Source organism: Streptomyces lycii (genome assembly GCF_009735685.1).
Taxonomy (GTDB): Bacteria; Actinomycetota; Actinomycetes; order Streptomycetales; family Streptomycetaceae; genus Streptomyces; species Streptomyces lycii.
The window spans coordinates 26046-42115 of the sequence record NZ_WHPN01000275.1 but is presented as its reverse complement, the minus strand read 5'-3'; the positions used below and the strand labels follow the sequence as shown (position 1 = coordinate 42115).

The 16070-nt window shown below is 72.2% G+C and carries 12 protein-coding genes, 2 pseudogenes and 1 riboswitch; of the genes and pseudogenes, 8 read left to right on the top strand and 6 right to left on the bottom strand.

The features are described 5' to 3' along the window. Positions 1-208: 208 nt before the first annotated feature. From GCU69_RS14305 to gcvT, 6 genes and pseudogenes are all read right to left on the bottom strand, one after another. Positions 209-1345 carry a zinc metalloprotease gene (locus GCU69_RS14305; RefSeq protein ID WP_143671052.1) on the bottom strand — a complete coding sequence of 379 codons (1137 nt, stop codon included), beginning with the start codon at positions 1343-1345 and terminating at the stop codon, positions 209-211. Between the two features lie 351 nt (positions 1346-1696). Further along, a pseudogene (locus tag GCU69_RS34560) lies at positions 1697-2590 on the bottom strand (L-serine ammonia-lyase); the annotation flags it as partial. 195 nt (positions 2591-2785) lie between these two features. Next, positions 2786-3277 (bottom strand): annotated as a pseudogene (locus GCU69_RS34555) (serine dehydratase beta chain); the annotation flags it as partial. A gap of 177 nt (positions 3278-3454) precedes the next feature. Then, complete coding sequence (gene glyA, locus GCU69_RS14290) at positions 3455-4717, bottom strand: serine hydroxymethyltransferase (RefSeq protein ID WP_098749666.1); 1263 nt, start codon at positions 4715-4717, stop codon at positions 3455-3457. Positions 4718-4766: 49 nt separating this feature from the next. Then, positions 4767-5150: a glycine cleavage system protein GcvH gene (gcvH, locus tag GCU69_RS14285; RefSeq protein ID WP_098749667.1), complete on the bottom strand. Its 384-nt coding sequence runs from the start codon at positions 5148-5150 to the stop codon at positions 4767-4769. 153 nt (positions 5151-5303) lie between these two features. Next, positions 5304-6434, bottom strand: coding sequence for a glycine cleavage system aminomethyltransferase GcvT (gene gcvT, locus GCU69_RS14280; protein ID WP_156206270.1), 1131 nt, complete (start codon positions 6432-6434; stop codon positions 5304-5306). Between the two features lie 161 nt (positions 6435-6595). Next, a riboswitch (glycine riboswitch) is annotated at positions 6596-6704 on the bottom strand. 159 nt (positions 6705-6863) lie between these two features. Between gcvT and GCU69_RS14275 the strand changes: the two genes are divergently transcribed. The 8 genes from GCU69_RS14275 to GCU69_RS14240 all read left to right on the top strand — a co-directional run bounded on the left by GCU69_RS14275 (position 6864) and on the right by GCU69_RS14240 (position 16003). Continuing rightward, a complete protein-coding gene (locus GCU69_RS14275) occupies positions 6864-7619 on the top strand; it encodes an AAA family ATPase (RefSeq protein WP_408055804.1) in 756 nt (251 codons plus the stop codon). Between the two features lie 134 nt (positions 7620-7753). After that, positions 7754-8572, top strand: a complete 819-nt coding sequence (locus GCU69_RS14270) for an enhanced serine sensitivity protein SseB (RefSeq protein WP_098749669.1) — start codon at positions 7754-7756, stop codon at positions 8570-8572. Positions 8573-8760: 188 nt separating this feature from the next. Then, the gene (locus GCU69_RS14265) at positions 8761-9567 is read left to right on the top strand and encodes an enhanced serine sensitivity protein SseB C-terminal domain-containing protein (protein ID WP_235978470.1); all 807 of its coding nucleotides are present in this window, start codon (positions 8761-8763) and stop codon (positions 9565-9567) included. Positions 9568-9763: 196 nt separating this feature from the next. Further along, positions 9764-11431, top strand: coding sequence for an ABC transporter substrate-binding protein (locus GCU69_RS14260; RefSeq protein ID WP_098749670.1), 1668 nt, complete (start codon positions 9764-9766; stop codon positions 11429-11431). Positions 11432-11564: 133 nt separating this feature from the next. Continuing rightward, positions 11565-12569, top strand: a complete 1005-nt coding sequence (locus GCU69_RS14255; RefSeq protein WP_098749671.1) for an ABC transporter permease — start codon at positions 11565-11567, stop codon at positions 12567-12569. Then, the gene (locus GCU69_RS14250) at positions 12569-13522 is read left to right on the top strand and encodes an ABC transporter permease (protein ID WP_098749672.1); all 954 of its coding nucleotides are present in this window, start codon (positions 12569-12571) and stop codon (positions 13520-13522) included. Before GCU69_RS14255 ends, GCU69_RS14250 begins: the two co-directional genes overlap by 1 nt. A gap of 4 nt (positions 13523-13526) precedes the next feature. Then, a complete protein-coding gene (locus tag GCU69_RS14245; protein WP_156206269.1) occupies positions 13527-14576 on the top strand; it encodes an ABC transporter ATP-binding protein in 1050 nt (349 codons plus the stop codon). Continuing rightward, positions 14573-16003, top strand: a complete 1431-nt coding sequence (locus GCU69_RS14240; protein WP_156206268.1) for an ABC transporter ATP-binding protein — start codon at positions 14573-14575, stop codon at positions 16001-16003. Before GCU69_RS14245 ends, GCU69_RS14240 begins: the two co-directional genes overlap by 4 nt. The last annotated feature ends 67 nt before the right edge of the window (positions 16004-16070 follow it).

Genomic DNA, 16070 nt, shown 5'->3' with positions numbered 1-16070 from the left:
GGAGACCGCCCCGGGAGACCGCCGGGAAGGGCGTCCCGGCAAAGGGGGCGGGCCGGCGCGTCCGGCGCGTCGTCGCCCTCGTCGGTTCCCGTGGACGTGCCGCCGGCCCGCCCCCACGGGGCCGCGGTGCGGTGCGGCTCGCGGGAGCGGGTTCGGCACGGACACGGAGAGCGTCACCGGTGTCCGCCGGCCGGAGCGGCCCGGCTCGTCACCACCAGGTGGCGGTACAGCCGCTCTTCGCCGTGGCGTTGCCCTGGCAGAGCTTGACGTCGAGCACCGTGTCCATGTCGATGGTGACGTGGGCCGCCGAACCGCGGGGAACCCCGGCGGGCGGCACGTACCGGGTGCCGGCGCTGGTGCGCACCGCGAGCACGGACGAGTGGAACGGGCTGCCCGAGCTGGTCACGACCTTGGCCTTCGCGGTCCAGCCGGCCTCCGACTGGTACTTGGTCACGTACGCCGTCGCCCCGGCCCGCGCGGTGGCGACGGTCTTCTCCCCGGTGTAGAGCACGTGGTACTTCGTGGAGGTGGTCAGGAAGGGGCTCTTGGCGACGTTCGACCTCGGGTGGTCGGCCAGCCAGGTGCCGGCGGGGGGATGCGCGCTGAAGTAGTCGTCGCTGTTGCAGTCGATGTCGTCCCCGAACGCCTTGGGGCACAGGTCCTGCAGCGGATATGTGGCGGGCTTCCCGTCGTCGTCGTAGCACATGATGTCCGGGTCGTCCCAGCAGTGGCCCCCGGGCGTGCCGTGCGGTGCGTCCGGGTTCACGGCGCCCAGTGTGTGCAGCAGTTCGTGTCCGGCCGCGTTCCAGGACCAGCATCCCGTTCCGACCATGGCGTAGGAGGGTCCGGAGTCGAACGTTCCGCGGGCCGCCAGGCCGCAGAAGGCAGCCGTCTGTGCGAAGACCAGGTATTTGCGGTCGGTTCTGTCGTACCCCTTCGACTCCAGGTCCCGCACGATGGCGTCGAAGTCCATGATGTTGGTGGTGGAGGAGACGACCACGTTGCCGATGCCGACCGAGCAGTCGGCGTTCCTGGCGTAGCGGATGTTCAGCTCCCCGCCCGTCTTCAGCGCCGACTTGTTGACGACGTTGCCCACCTGGTTCGCCATCTGGTTGAAGTCGTCCGCCATCTCGGCGTAGCGGTCGGCGCCCGCGGGCGAACGCACGTACAGGACCTGGACCTTCTTCGTGCCGCCGTCGTCGCCGATACAGGCGGCGGCCGGTGACGCTGCCGCGCCGGCGGCGGCCGGCGGTGCCGCCGCGCTCGCGGTGGACGACGGGACGACGGTGCCGGCGAGTGCCAGCGCCGCCCCCAGCAGCCCCGACAGCACTCCTGCTCTCTTCATGCGGCCCTCCTCGGTGGGTTGTCGCGCGTGTGAAGTGACGAGCCCCCGTGCGGGGGTGTCCCACGGTGACGTCCCGACCTTGGGCAAACCTTTCGGAAGTCTTGAATCACCTCGCTCCGGGGTGTCCGGCGCCGCACGGATCCGGGGACGACACGAACCGGCCCGGAGGGCCGCGGCGGCTGTCCCGTACGCCGTGCCGGGCACCGTGGAGGCGGCTGCGGGCCCGGTCAGGGCGGGGACAGGTACCGGTTCGAGGAGGGTGCCGCCCCCGTGGGAGTGCGGACCCGAGGGGGTGCGGACCCGGAGCGGGGGCGGCCCGTGGTGGCGGCGCTGTGAGGGGCCGGGACCCCCTCAGCACTCGATGATGTTCACCGCGAGCCCGCCCCGCGCCGTCTCCTTGTACTTGACCTTCATGTCGGCGCCGGTGGCCTTCATGGTCCTGATCACCTTGTCGAGCGACACGTGGTGCCGGCCGTCGCCGCGCAGCGCCATGCGGGCCGCCGTGACGGCCTTCGCCGCCGCCATGCCGTTGCGCTCGATGCACGGGATCTGGACCAGGCCGCCGATCGGGTCACAGGTCAGGCCGAGATTGTGCTCCATGCCGATCTCGGCCGCGTTCTCGACCTGTTCCGGGCTGCCGCCGAGCACCTCCGCCAGGCCGCCCGCCGCCATCGAGCAGGCCGAGCCGACCTCGCCCTGGCAGCCGACCTCGGCGCCGGAGATCGAGGCGTTCTCCTTGAAGAGCATGCCGATGGCCCCGGCGGCGAGGAGGAAGCGGACCACCCCGTCGTCGTCGGCGCCGGGGACGAAGTTCACGTAGTAGTGGAGGACGGCGGGGATGATGCCCGCGGCTCCGTTCGTCGGGGCGGTGACGACCCGGCCGCCGGCCGCGTTCTCCTCGTTGACCGCCATCGCGTACAGGGTGATCCATTCCATCGCCCGGGCGGCCGGGTCGCCCTCGGCGCGCAGCTGCCGGGCCGAGTTGGCGGCGCGGCGGCGGACCTTGAGCCCGCCGGGGAGGACGCCCTCGCGGGCCAGGCCGCGGGCCACGCACTCCCGCATGACCTGCCAGATGTTGAGGAGGTCCGCCCGGATCTCGTCCTCGGTGCGCCAGGCCTTCTCGTTCTCCAGCATCAGGGCGGAGATGGACAGGCCCGTCTCCCGGGAGAGCCGCAGCAGCTCGTCGCCGGTGCGGAACGGATACGTCAGCGCGGTGTCGTCGGGCTTGATCCGGTCGGCGCCCGCACGGTCCGCGCCCGCACGGTCGGCGCCCGCACGGTCGGCGCCCGCACGGTCGGCGCCCGCACGGTCGGCGCCCGCACGGTCCCCGCCGAGGGCACGGTCCCCGCCGAGGGCACCATCCCCGCCGAGGGCGCCATCCCCGCCGAGGGCGCCATCCCCGCCGAAGGCACCATCCCCGCCGAAGGCACCATCCCCGCCGAAGGCGTCCTCGTCGACCACGAAGCCGCCGCCGACGGAGTAGTACGTCTTCTCCAGCAGCGGTATGCCGTCGGCGTCGTAGGCGAACAGCGTCATGCCGTTGGCGTGGTACGGCAGCGAGCGGCGCCGGTGCATGATCAGCTGGGCGGGCTCGTCGAAGGCGATCTCGTGGGCGTCGCCGACCTCCGTGGCGAGCAGCCGCAGCCGGCCCGTGCGGCGGATCCGGGCCACCTCCTCGTCGGCCCCCTCCACGTCCACCGTCTGGGGGGCGTGCCCCTCCAGGCCGAGCAGTACGGCCTTCGGGGTGCCGTGCCCGTGGCCGGTCGCGCCGAGGGAGCCGAACAGCTCCGCCCGGACCGAGGCCGTCTGGGCGAGCAGGCCGTCCTTCTTCAGCCGGCCCGCGAACATCCGCGCGGCGCGCATCGGGCCCACGGTGTGGGAGCTGGACGGGCCGATGCCGATCGAGAAGAGGTCGAACACGGAGATGGCCACGGTTGCGGACTCCTTTGTCTGCTCGTGGTGGTGTGCGGGGCGTGGTGGGCCCGTGGGGTGCGCGGGATGGGCGCGGGGCGTGCGGGAGAGCGTGCGGACGCGGCGACGGGGCACCGGCACACCTCGGATGTGCGTGCGCGCGGTGCCCCGTACCGCCGCGGGTGCGGCCGGCCGCGGTTACTTCAGGCCGGGGTACAGCGGGTGCGCGGCGGCCAGCGCGGAGACCCGGCCGCGGAGCGACTCGGCGTCGTACGAGGGCTTGAGGGCCTCCGCGATGATGTCCGCGACCTCGCGGAAGTCGGCCTCCTGGAAACCGCGGGTGGCCAGGGCCGGGGTGCCGATCCGCAGGCCCGAGGTGACCATCGGGGGCCGCGGGTCGTTCGGGATCGCGTTGCGGTTGACGGTGATGCCGACCTCGTGGAGGCGGTCCTCGGCCTGCCGGCCGTCCAGCTCGGAGTCGCGCAGGTCGACCAGCACCAGGTGCACGTCGGTGCCGCCGGACAGCACCGAGACGCCGTGCTCGGTGACGTCGGCGGCGGTCAGCCGCTCCGCGAGGATCCGCGAGCCGGCCAGGGTGCGCTGCTGGCGCTCCTTGAACTCCTCGCTCGCCGCGACCTTGAAGGACACCGCCTTCGCCGCGATGACGTGCTCCAGCGGTCCGCCCTGCTGGCCCGGGAAGACCGCCGAGTTGATCTTCTTGGCGAGTTCCTGGGTGGAGAGGATGACACCGCCGCGCGGGCCGCCGAGGGTCTTGTGCGTGGTGGTGGTGACGATGTGCGCGTGCGGCACCGGCGACGGGTGCAGGCCCGCGGCGACGAGCCCCGCGAAGTGCGCCATGTCGACCATCAGATACGCGCCGACCTCGTCGGCGATCCGCCGGAACGCCGCGAAGTCCAGCTGCCGCGGGTACGCCGACCAGCCCGCGATGATCAGCTTGGGCCGCTGCTCCTTGGCGAGCCGCTCGACCTCGTCCATGTCGACCCGGCCGGTCTCGGCGTCGACGTGGTAGGCGGCCACGTTGTAGAGCTTGCCGGAGAAGTTGATCTTCATGCCGTGGGTCAGATGACCACCGTGGGCCAGGTTCAGGCCCAGGATCGTGTCACCGGGGGACAGCACGGCGAACATGGCGGCGGCGTTGGCCTGCGCGCCCGAGTGCGGCTGGACGTTCGCGGCCTCGGCCCCGAACAGCTCCTTGATCCGCTCGATCGCGAGCCGCTCGATGACGTCGACGTGCTCGCAGCCGCCGTAGTAGCGGCGGCCGGGGTAGCCCTCGGCGTACTTGTTGGTGAGGACCGAGCCCTGCGCCTCCAGGACCGCGACGGGCGCGAAGTTCTCCGAGGCGATCATCTCGAGGGTGGACTGCTGGCGGTGGAGCTCGGCGTCGACGGCGGCGGCGACATCGGGGTCGAGCTCGTGGAGGGAGGCGTTGAGAAGCGACATCAGGTCTTCCCGATCGGTGGCGGGTGGCGTTGGAGCCCGGGGCGTTGCGTCAGTTGCCGGTGAAGGCGGTGTACTCGTCGGCGGTCAGGAGCTCCGGCTCGGGCGAGCCCTCGTCGACCTTCACCTTGAACAGCCAGCCGCCCTCGTACGGGGCGGAGTTCACCAGCGCGGGATCGTCCACGACGTCCTGGTTGACCTCGGTGATCTCGCCGGACACCGGCGCGTACAGATCGCTCACGGACTTGGTCGACTCCAGTTCGCCGCAGGGTTCGCCCGCGGTCACCGTGTCACCGACCTCCGGGAGCTGGACGAAGACGACGTCACCGAGCGCGTCGGCCGCGTGCCGGGTGATGCCCACCGTGGACACTCCGGACTCGGCGGCGGTCAGCCACTCGTGCTCCTTGCTGTAGCGCAGCTGCTGGGGGTTGCTCATGACCTGATTCTCCAAGATGAGAGGGGATGCTCGTGCGGGAGTCTTGACAGATGGGACGCGATGTGGCGAAACGCTCAGCGCCGCGGGGCGCCGGGGGCCGCCGCCCGCCCGGCCCGCCGCTGCCCCGGGAGGGGGACACCGGCGGGCGGAGGTTCAGCGCTGCCGCTTGTAGAACGGCAGGGCCACGACCTCGTACGGCTCACGGCTGCCGCGGATGTCCACGGCGACGCCGGGGGTGCCCGGCTCCGCGTACCCCGGGTCGACGTACGCCATGGCGACCGGCTTGCCGAGGGTGGGGGAGGGGGCGCCCGAGGTGACCTCGCCGATCAGCGTGCCGTCGCCGGCGGCCACGACCGGATAGCCTGCCCGCGGCACCCGGCGGCCCTCCGCGACCAGGCCCACGAGCCGGCGCGGCGGGGCGGCCCCGGCGCGCTCGGCGGCGGCGAGCAGCGCCTCGCGGCCGACGAAGCGGCCGCCGTTCGTGGTCTTCTCGAACTTCACGACCCGGCCGAGACCGGCGTCGAACGGGGTGGTGCCCGTCGTCAGCTCGTGCCCGTACAGCGGCATGCCCGCCTCCAGGCGCAGCGTGTCGCGGCAGGACAGCCCGCAGGGCACCAGCCCGGAGTCCCGGCCGGCCTCCGTGAGCGCGGTCCAGACGGTCTCCGCGTCGCCGGGGGCGGTGAACAGCTCGAAACCGTCCTCGCCGGTGTAGCCGGTACGGGCGATCAGCGCGGACACCCCGGCGACCGTGCCGGGCAGTCCGGCGTAGTACTTCAGCTCGTCCAGCCCGGCGTCGGTGAGGCCGCCCAGGATGCCGGCCGCCTCCGGGCCCTGGACGGCGATCAGCGCGTAGTTCTCGCGGTCGTCGGCCACCGCGGCGTCGAAGCCCTTGGCGCGCTCGGTCAGCGCGTCGAGCACCACCTGGGCGTTCGAGGCGTTGGCCACCACCAGGAACGACTCCTCGGCGAGCCGGTAGACGATCAGGTCGTCCAGGATGCCGCCGCGCTCGTCGCAGATCATGGTGTAGCGGGCGCGGCCGGGCTTCACCGCGGAGAGGTTGCCCACCAGGGCGAAGTCCAGCAGCTCGGCCGCCTGCGGGCCGGTCAGCGAGATCTCGCCCATGTGGGAGAGGTCGAAGAGGCCCGCGCGGGTGCGGACGGCCTGGTGCTCCTCGCGCTCGCTGCCGTAGCGCAGCGGCATGTCCCAGCCCGCGAAGTCGGTCATGGTGGCGCCGAGCGAGCGGTGCAGCGCGTCAAGCGGGGTGCGGCGTGGGGCTTCGGTCATGGGTCGGGCTCCCGGACGGAGGGGACGGAAATCTGCGGAACATCACAGTCTCCCCATCTGTCATCGGAACCTGAGAGGTTCGCCACAACCGTACGTACACACGGCTGACGGCTTGCACCTTGGGTGGGGCCGCCCGGGGGCTGCCCGCTTTTCAGATTTGCCTCGTCCGCGCGGTATCGGGGCCTGAGAGATTCCAGGGAGGGCTTGCTCCTTCGGCGCCCCGGGGACGCGGCACGGCGGCCGGACCGGGGACTCTCCCGCGCGGATTCGAACGGCGATATGGAGTTGGCGGCGTCATCATCGCACGGGAACCGCGCGTACGGACAGAGCGGTCCCCGAGGTAACGGGCCATGACGAGGGGTATCGAGGTTGTAGCTCATTGCCATTTCTTGACACGCTCGGTCCGAGGCGGCCGCACGGAGGGGGACGATCACGGTGCAGGCTCATGGGGCGTATCCGGTGACACCGGAGGCCGGGCCCGGCGAGGTGCCCGCGGGCACCGTCCCGGCGGCCCGGGGAGAGGCCCGGCCGGCGCGTCCCGCGGCCGGTTCCGATCTGCGCGGGCGCAGACCGGCGGAGCTGCGGCGTCCGGCCGGTGACGTCGTCGTGGTCTCCGGGCTGCCCGGCAGCGGCAAGAGCACCCTGATCCGGCGGGCCGCCGGTGCCGCCCCGGCGGACGGGCCGGACGGCGCGTCCGGGGAGCGGCCGGAGGCGGCAGCCGCCGCGGGCGTGCGGTGCGTGGACTCCCAGGACACCCGCGACCGCTGGGAGCGCAGGCTGCCCGCCGTCCTGCCGTACGGGCTCTACCGCCCGCTGGTCCGGGTCGCGCACTACGCGGGGCTGCGCCGCGCCCTCGCCTCCGGGGACAGCGTCGTGGTGCACGACTGCGGGACGCTGCCCTGGGTCCGCCGCTGGCTGGCGCGGGACGCCCGGCGCCGGGGCCGGGCGCTGCACATGGTGCTGCTCGACGTACCGCCCGAAGTGGCCCTGGAGGGCCAGGCGGTGCGCGGCCGGGGCGTCTCCGGCTACGCCTTCGCCCGGCACCGGCGCGCGGTGGCGCGGCTGGTGGCGGAGGCGGAGCGGGGCAGGCCGCCGGCGGGCTGCGCCTCGGTGGTGCTGCTGGACCGGACGGCGGCGAGCGCGCTGGAGGTCATCGCTTTCGACCGGCCGGACCGGCCCGGCTGACCGCGCGCCGGGGGCTACGGGCCGCTCCGGGGAGGGGAATTCCGTACGAACCGGGGCGGCCCGGCCCCTGGCGGGGGAGGGGTGCCCCGGCGCTAAGGTTCGGGTGCGACGAGTTCGAGACGTGGTTGGACGAGATGAGCATCCCGGAGCAGCACGAGCACGCCCTGGCCCCCGGCGGTTTCCCCGGGACCTTCCCCGGCGGCCTTCCGCGCCGCGCGTTCCCCCGCAACGAGCTGGAGGAAGCACTCGCGGCGTCCGTCGGTGTGCCCGGCGCGGGCCCCCGGCTGGTCGAGGTGCTCGGCCGCAGCCGGGTGTGGGTGCCGCTGCCGAACGGCGGCGGCCCGCAGAGCCGGGACCTGGACCTGCCGACCATGGACGTCGGCGGGATGGCCTGTGTCCCGGTGTTCAGCTCCGAGGAGGAGTTCCTGGCCGTCGTCGGCTCCCACATGTCCTTCACCGTCGCCCCGGCCCGCGAGTTCGCCCGCGGGCTGCCGCCCCAGCTCGGCATCGTGGTGAATCCGGACGGTGCCGTCGGTGTCCCGGTGCCGCCGCAGGCCGTGGCCGATCTGTGCCGGACGCGCCCGGAGGGTCCCGGGCCCGCCGGAGCGGGGCCCTCCGGCGGGCGGGTGCGGATGTTCGAGCCGGACTGGCAGGAGGAGCCGGTCGACTTCCTCGCCGCCGCGGCCGGGGAGTTCACCACGACCGGTGTCGTGCTGACCGCCCGCCGGGCCCTCGCCAGCGTCGAGGGCGATCCGCCGGCCCTCTTCATCGGCGTCGAGGCCGCCCGGCTGGAGCCGGACGACCGGACCCGGATCCTGGACGCGCTCGGCCGGGCGCTGGGCGCGGTGCCCGTCCGCTGGCCGGTGCAGCTCGTGCTCCTCGACGTCGCCCAGGACCCCGTCGGCGACTGGATGCGGGAACGGATCCGGCCCTTCCACACGGCGGACCGCTGAGCGGGCCGGGCCCCGGGGCGGCTGTGCGGCTGCCGTGCGGCCCGGGCGCGGCCGCCGCGCGGCGCGCCGAACGACCGGCGAGCGCCGGTGGGACTGCCGGATCCGGTCCGTAAGCTGGTTGGATGACCACCACGGGGCGCGGGGACGTCCCGGATGGTGCCGAGAGGTGAGACGAAGGGGCGAGCCAGGTGAGCGCGGGCGGGGACAGGGAGCAGGTCGAGCAGCTGCTGCCGCAGGTGACGCCCGGGCGGTACGACACCTATGAGGCGCTGCTGCGCGCGCTGGCCGCGGGCCGGGTCTGGATGCTGCTGTGGCACGGCGCCCCCGGGTCACCGGACGCGCAGTACGGGAACATGGAGGTCGACGGCCTCGGCTACGCCCCCTGTGTGACCTCCGCCCGGGAGCTGGCGGCCAGCGGATGGGAGCGGGCCCACGAGGTCGTCGGCGGCCGGGACGTCGCCGGTGCCCTCTACCCCGGACGCTGGGGCCTGTGGCTCAACCCGCACGCCCCCGGCGGCGGCGTCGGCGTCCCGTGGCCGGACCTGCGCCGCATCGCCGCCGGACTGGACCGGCTGCCCGCCGGGCCGCTGCGGCTGTCCGAGCCCGCGATCGAGGTTCCGCAGTTCTACGCCCTGCTGACGCAGAACGCGCACCGCACCCCCGTCGTCCGCGCGCTGCGCCGCGCCTGGGTGCAGCCCGCGGTCGGCGCGCCGTATCTGGCCATCGGCCTGGACCTGTACGACGAGGGGCCGCAGGCGCTGGATGCCGTACAGCGGATGATGCGGCAGTCGCTCGGCGTGCTGCCGGACGGGCTGCCCGTCCAGACGGTCTCGCTGGCGGACGGCTACGACCCGGTCGCGCTGTGGATGCGCGCGGGTGCCCGTCCGTTCTTCGACCGCGAGGGGTACGGCGCGGGCGGTCCTCCGCCGGCGGCCCCGGCCGGTTACGGATATCCGCCGCCGCACGGCATGCAGCCGGGCGCCGCCCCGCGCTGAAAGGCTCTCCGCACGGGAGGAGTTGCCGGGGCGTCACGGGGAGTACGGAAGGCGCGACCCGGGCATGTCCGCATTTATGCACTGTCCGGGTCTCAGGTATGTATCACCGCTATGCGGACTGTTCACCGGCGCGTTCGTCGTCTGTAGTGTTCGGCCGGTCAGCGCCTCTCAATACCTTTCATCCCCGGGGTGGAGTATGCAAATAAGAAGATCCGGAGCGGCTAAGGCGCTCATGGCTGCGCTGGCGGTCGGTCTGATCGCCACCGGCTGCTCCAGTGAGCGCGACACCGGCAAGGGCGGAGAGGGAGGGGACACCTTCATCTTCGGCGGGGCGGGAGACCCGACGTCCCTGGACCCGGCGCTGGCGAGCGACGGCGAGACGTTCCGCGTCACCCGTCAGGCATTCGAGGCCCTCATCGAGCACGAGCCCGGCGGTACCGAACTCGTGGGCGGCCTGGCCGAGTCGTGGGACAGCAACGAGGCCGGCACCGAGTGGACCTTCAACCTGCGCAAGGGCGTGAAGTTCCACGACGGCGAGACGTTCGACGCCGAGGCCGTCTGCGCGAACTACGACTACTGGTTCAACTGGACGGGCGCCTACCAGAGCAGCGCGGTCTCCTACTACTGGCAGACCATCATGGGCGGCTTCGCGAAGAACGAGGACAAGGAAACGCCGAAGGCGAACTACAAGTCCTGCACCGCGAAGGACGAGTCGACCGCCGTCATCGAGGTGAACGAGCCGTCCGCGAACCTGCCCGGCGGCTTCTCCCTCCAGGCGCTGGCCATTCACTCCCCGAAGGCCATCGAGGCCTACAAGAAGGAGAAGGCCTCCGGCGAGGGCGACGCGATCAGCTACCCCAAGTACAGCCAGGAGGCCGGCACCGTGGCCGGCACCGGCCCCTTCAAGATCACGAAGTGGAACAAGGGCAACAAGGAAGTCACCCTTGAGCGCTTCGACGACTACTGGGGCGAGAAGGCCGGTGTGAAGACGCTCGTCTTCCGCACCATCGACACCGAGGAAGGCCGCCGCCAGGCGCTTCAGGCCGGGGACATCCACGGCTACGACCTGGTCGCGCCCTCCGACGTGAAGACGCTGGAGAACGAGGGCTTCCAGGTCCCGACCCGCGATGTCTTCAACATCTTCTATCTGGGCTTCAACCAGGAGAAGAGCAAGGTCCTGCAGAAGAAGGAGGTCCGGGAGGCGATCGCCCACGCGATCGACCGGGACCACATCGTCAAGACGCAGCTGCCCGAGGGCGGGGTCAAGGCGACCCAGTTCATGCCGGACACCGTCGCGGGCTACTCGGACAAGGTCAAGACGTACGACTTCGACCCCGCCAAGTCCAAGGACCTGCTCGCCGACGCCGGCGAGGAGAAGCTGACCCTGGACTTCTGCTACCCGACCGAGGTCACCCGCCCGTACATGCCGGCCCCCGCCGACATGTTCGAGCTGATGAAGGCCGACCTGGAGAAGGCCGGCATCAAGGTCAAGCCGCGCGCCATGAAGTGGAACCCGGACTACGTGGACTCCACGCAGAGCGGCAGCTGCAGCCTGTACCTGATGGGCTGGACCGGTGACTTCAACGACGGCTACAACTTCATCGGCACCTGGTTCGGCGGCTACGACACGCAGTGGGGCTTCAAGAACGACAAGGTCTTCGACGCCATGAAGGCGGCCGAGACCGAGCCGGACGTGAAGAAGCGCACCGCGCTGTACGAGAAGGCCAACGAGGTCATCATGGACTTCCTCCCGGGCGTCCCGGTCTCCTCGTCGCCGCCGGCGATCGCGTTCGCCAAGGACGTCAACCCGCCGAAGGTCTCCCCGCTGACGCAGGAGAACTTCGCGGAGGTCTCCCTCAAGTAACCACGAGCGACCACTCACAGGTCCAGGTCCGCCCGGCCACGCGCACACGGTGGCCGGGCGGACCTGGATCCGCAACCCGTCAGAAGCGTCACACACGCTGGAATCGCCAGAAACCAGAAAGGGGTATCGCGGGGTGTTGCGTCTTGTCGTACGCAGACTGCTGCAGCTCATACCCACACTGCTCGGCCTGTCGGTACTCCTGTTCGTCTGGCTCAACCGGCTGCCCGGCGGCCCCGCGGCCGCCATGCTCGGAGAGCGGGCCACCGAGGCGGACCGGATCCGGATCGAGGCGGCCCTGGGGCTCGACCAGCCGCTGTACGTCCAGTACGGCCGCTTCATCAAGCGGCTGTTCGAGCTGGACCTGGGCACGTCGTCGCAGACCGGCCAGCCGGTGTGGGAGGAGTTCACCCAGCGGTTCCCGGCCACGGTGGAGCTGGCTCTCTTCGCCATTCTGATCGCCGTCGCGGTGGGCATCCCGCTGGGCTACTTCGCGGCCCGCCGCCGCGGCAGCTGGCTGGACGTGGCCGCCGTGTCCGGCTCGCTCCTGGGCATCTGCATCCCGGTCTTCTTCCTGGCCTTCCTGCTCCGTGCCGTGTTCGCCGTGCAGCTCGGCTGGTTCCCGAGCTTCGGCCGGCAGACCACCGGCATCAACGCGACGGAGGTGACGGGCTTCTTCGTCCTCGACGGGGTCCTCACCGGCGAGTGGGACGCGTCCTGGGACGCCGTGATGCACCTGATCCTGCCCGCCCTGGCGCTGGCGTCGATCCCGCTCGCCACCATCGTCCGGATGACCCGTGCCAGCGTGCTGGAGGTGCTCGGCGAGGACTACGTCCGCACCGCCGAGTCCAAGGGCCTGGACCGGCGGGTGATCCGCGGCCGGCACGTGCTGCGCAACGCGATGCTGCCGGTCGTCACCGCCGTCGGCCTGCTCACCGGAAGCCTGCTGTCGGGCGCGGTGCTCACCGAGTCCGTGTTCGCCTTCGGCGGCATCGGCTCCTTCCTCCGTACCGCCATCGACGGCCGCGACTATCCGGTGCTCGTGGGATTCATCCTGTTCATCGCGCTGACCTACGTGATCATCAATTTGCTGGTCGACCTGGCCTACAACCTCATTGACCCGAGAGTGCGGGTGCACTGATGAGCACCAAGACCGAGAAGATCGACCGGCTCGCGGAGCTGACCGCACAGACCGAGACGAGTTCCGGCTCCAGCCTGTGGGTGGAGGCCTTCCGCCGGCTGCGGGCCAGCAAGATGGCCGTCATCGGCGCCTGCATCATCGCGGCCTTCGTGGTGATCGCCGTCATCGGCCCGTGGATCGCGCCGCACTCGCCGATCGCGCAGACCTGGCGCGGCGACGTGCTCCCCAACCAGAACGTCTTCGTGGGGCCCCGCGGCGGCAACTGGCTCGGCCTGGACCACCTCGGCCGCGACGAGTTCTCCCGGATGCTGGAGGGCGCCCGGCAGACGCTGCTGGTCGGCGTCGTCTCCACGGCGCTCGGCTTCGCCGTCGGAGCCGCCGTGGGCGTCGCCGCCGGTGCCGCCAGCACCTTGGGCGGCCGGGCCGGACGACGGTTCGACTCCGTCGTCATGCGGTTCATCGACATGATGCTGGCCATCCCGTCGCTGCTGCTCGCCGTGAGCGTCGCGGCGGTGCTCGGGCAGAGCCTCACCACCGTCATGATCGCCGTCGGAGTCGTACAGATCCCCATCTTCGCCCGGCTGCTGCGCGGTTCGATGCTCGCCCAGGGCGGCTCGGAGTACGTGCTCGCCTCCCGGGCGCTCGGGGTGCGCAAGCGCCGCATCGTGCTCGGGCACATCGTGCCGAACTCGCTGAGCCCGGTGATCGTGCAGGCCACGCTGAGCCTGGCGACCGCCATCATCGAGGCCGCGGCGCTCTCCTACCTCGGCCTCGGCAACCCGGACGCGTCCGTGCCCGAGTGGGGCGTCATGCTGGCGCAGGCGCAGAGCTACTTCGACGCCGCGCCGTCGCTCGCGGTCTACCCCGCGGTGGCGATCATCATCACGGCTCTCGGCTTCACCCTGCTCGGCGAGGCCATGCGCGAAGCCCTCGACCCGAAACTGCGAGGTTGACGACATGACGCAGCCGTTGCTTTCCGTGGACGAACTGACCGTCACCTTCACCGGACGCGGACGCCGCGACGTCCAAGCCGTGTCCGGGGTCTCCTTCTCCGTCGACCAGGGACAGGTCGTGGGCCTGGTCGGCGAGTCCGGCTGTGGCAAGAGCGTCACCTCGCTCGCGCTGATGGGCCTGCTGCCGGACCGCGGCGTACGGGTCGGCGGCCGTGCCGAGTACGACGGTACGGACCTGTTCGGCCTGAGCCCGTCGCGCCGGCGGGCCCTCCGCGGCTCCCAGCTCGCGATGATCTTCCAGGACCCGCTGTCCTCGCTGAACCCGGTCGTGCCGATCGGTGTCCAGGTCACGGAGATCCTCGCCCGGCACCGCGGGATGAAGGGCGAGGCCGCCCGCAAGGAGGCCGCGAGCCTGCTCGACCGGGTCGGCATCCCCGACCCGCGCCGGCGGCTCAAGGAGTACCCGCACCAGCTCTCCGGCGGCATGCGGCAGCGTGCCCTCATCGCGATGGCCGTGGCCTGCGCGCCGCGGCTGCTCATCGCCGACGAGCCGACCACCGCGCTGGACGTGACCATCCAGGCGCAGATCCTGGAACTCCTCAAGGAACTGGTCGACCAGGAGGGCACCGCCCTGCTGATGATCACCCACGATCTCGGCGTGGTCGCCGGGCTCTGCGACGAGGTCAACGTCCTCTACGCCGGCAAGGTGGTCGAGTCGGCGGGCCGGCGCGACCTGTTCGCGGCGCCCACGCACCCGTACACGCACGGGCTGCTGAACTCCATCCCGCGGCTCGACGCGCCGCGCGGCGAGCCGCTGCACCCGATCCGCGGCTCCATCAACGACAACATCGCCTGGGCGGACGGCTGCGCCTTCGCGCCGCGCTGCGACTTCTACACCCTCGAGTGCCTGGCCGGCACCCCCGGGCTGTCGGAGCCGCGGGCGGCCGGCCACCAGGTCCGCTGCGTCAACCCGGTGCTGCCCGGCAGTGCCGGTGCCACCGGCGGCACCACCGGCGGCACCGCCGGGCTCGAGAAGACGGAGGCCACCTCATGAGCCTGCTCGAACTGGACGGGGTGAAGGTCCACTTCCCGGTCAAGAAGGGCGTCCTCTTCGACCGCACGGTCGGCCACGTCTACGCGGTCGACGGGGTCTCGCTCTCCGTCGAGGCCGGGCAGACCTACGGCCTGGTCGGCGAGTCCGGCTGCGGCAAGACGACGCTCGGCCGCGCCATCCTGCGGCTGGTCGACATCACCGAGGGCGACGTGGTCCTCGACGGCACCAACCTCGCCGAACTCCCCGGCGAGGAGATGCGCGGGATGCGGCGCCGTCTCCAGATGGTCTTCCAGGACCCGCTGGGCTCCCTCGACCCGCGGCAGAACATCGAGTCGATCCTCTCCGAGGGCATGGCCGCGCACGGCATCGGGGCGGACCGCGAGGAGCGCCGCACCAGGATCCGGGAGATCCTGGCCAAGGTGGGCCTGCCCACCGGCGCCCTCTCCCGCTATCCGCACGAGTTCTCCGGCGGCCAGCGGCAGCGCATCGGCATCGCCCGCGCGCTCGTCCTGGAACCGGACGTGATCATTTGCGACGAGCCGGTGTCCGCGCTCGATGTCTCCATCCAGGCCCAGGTGATCAACCTGCTGGAGGAACTCCAGGAGCAGATGGGCCTGACGTACGTCGTCATCGCCCACGACCTGGCCGTCGTCCGGCACATCTCCGACGTCATCGGGGTGATGTATCTGGGCGGGCTGGTCGAGGAGGGCCCCAGCGACACGCTGTACGCGGAGCCGCTGCACCCGTACACCAAGGCGCTGATGTCCGCGGTGCCGATCCCGGACCCGGCGGTCGAGGACACCCGGGAGCGGATCCTGCTCACCGGCGATCTGCCGTCGCCGTCGAAGCCGCCCACCGGCTGCCGGTTCCACACCCGCTGCCCGTGGAAGCAGGACACCCTGTGTGCCACCGAGCGCCCGGAGCTGAAGGACGCCGGCAACGGGCACAAGGTGGCCTGCCACTACGCGGCGGAGATCGCGGCCGGCACGGTCCGGCAGACGGTGCCGGGAGCGGTCAGGCCGCCGGAGGCGGAGACGGCCCCGGCTGAGGTCCCCGCGCCCGCGAAGCCGGCCGACGACGGGAGGACGGCGGACCCGGGCGGCCGGGCCGGCCGGGCCGCGGAGCCGGGGAAGACAGCGGAGCCCGGCGGGACGGCCGGGACCGGCGGGACGGGCGGCAAGTCCGCGGAGTCCGCGGAGTCCGCGGAGACGGCTCAGGGCGGCGGAACCGCCGGGACCGGCACCACGCCGGAGGCCGGTGGAACCCCGGAGGCCGGGGACGCCGTGCAGGCCGATGAAGCCGCGGACGCCGACGAAGCCACGGACGCGGGCGAAGCCCCGAAGACCGGCGAAGCCCCGAAGACCGGCGAAGCCGCGGAGACCGTCGAAGCCGCGGAGGCGGCCGAGTCGGCGGTCACCAAGGACTGACCCGGCCGGGCGGGGCCGGCGGGGCGCGACCGCGCCGAACGGGCTCACGGTGAGCACCCGGCAGAAT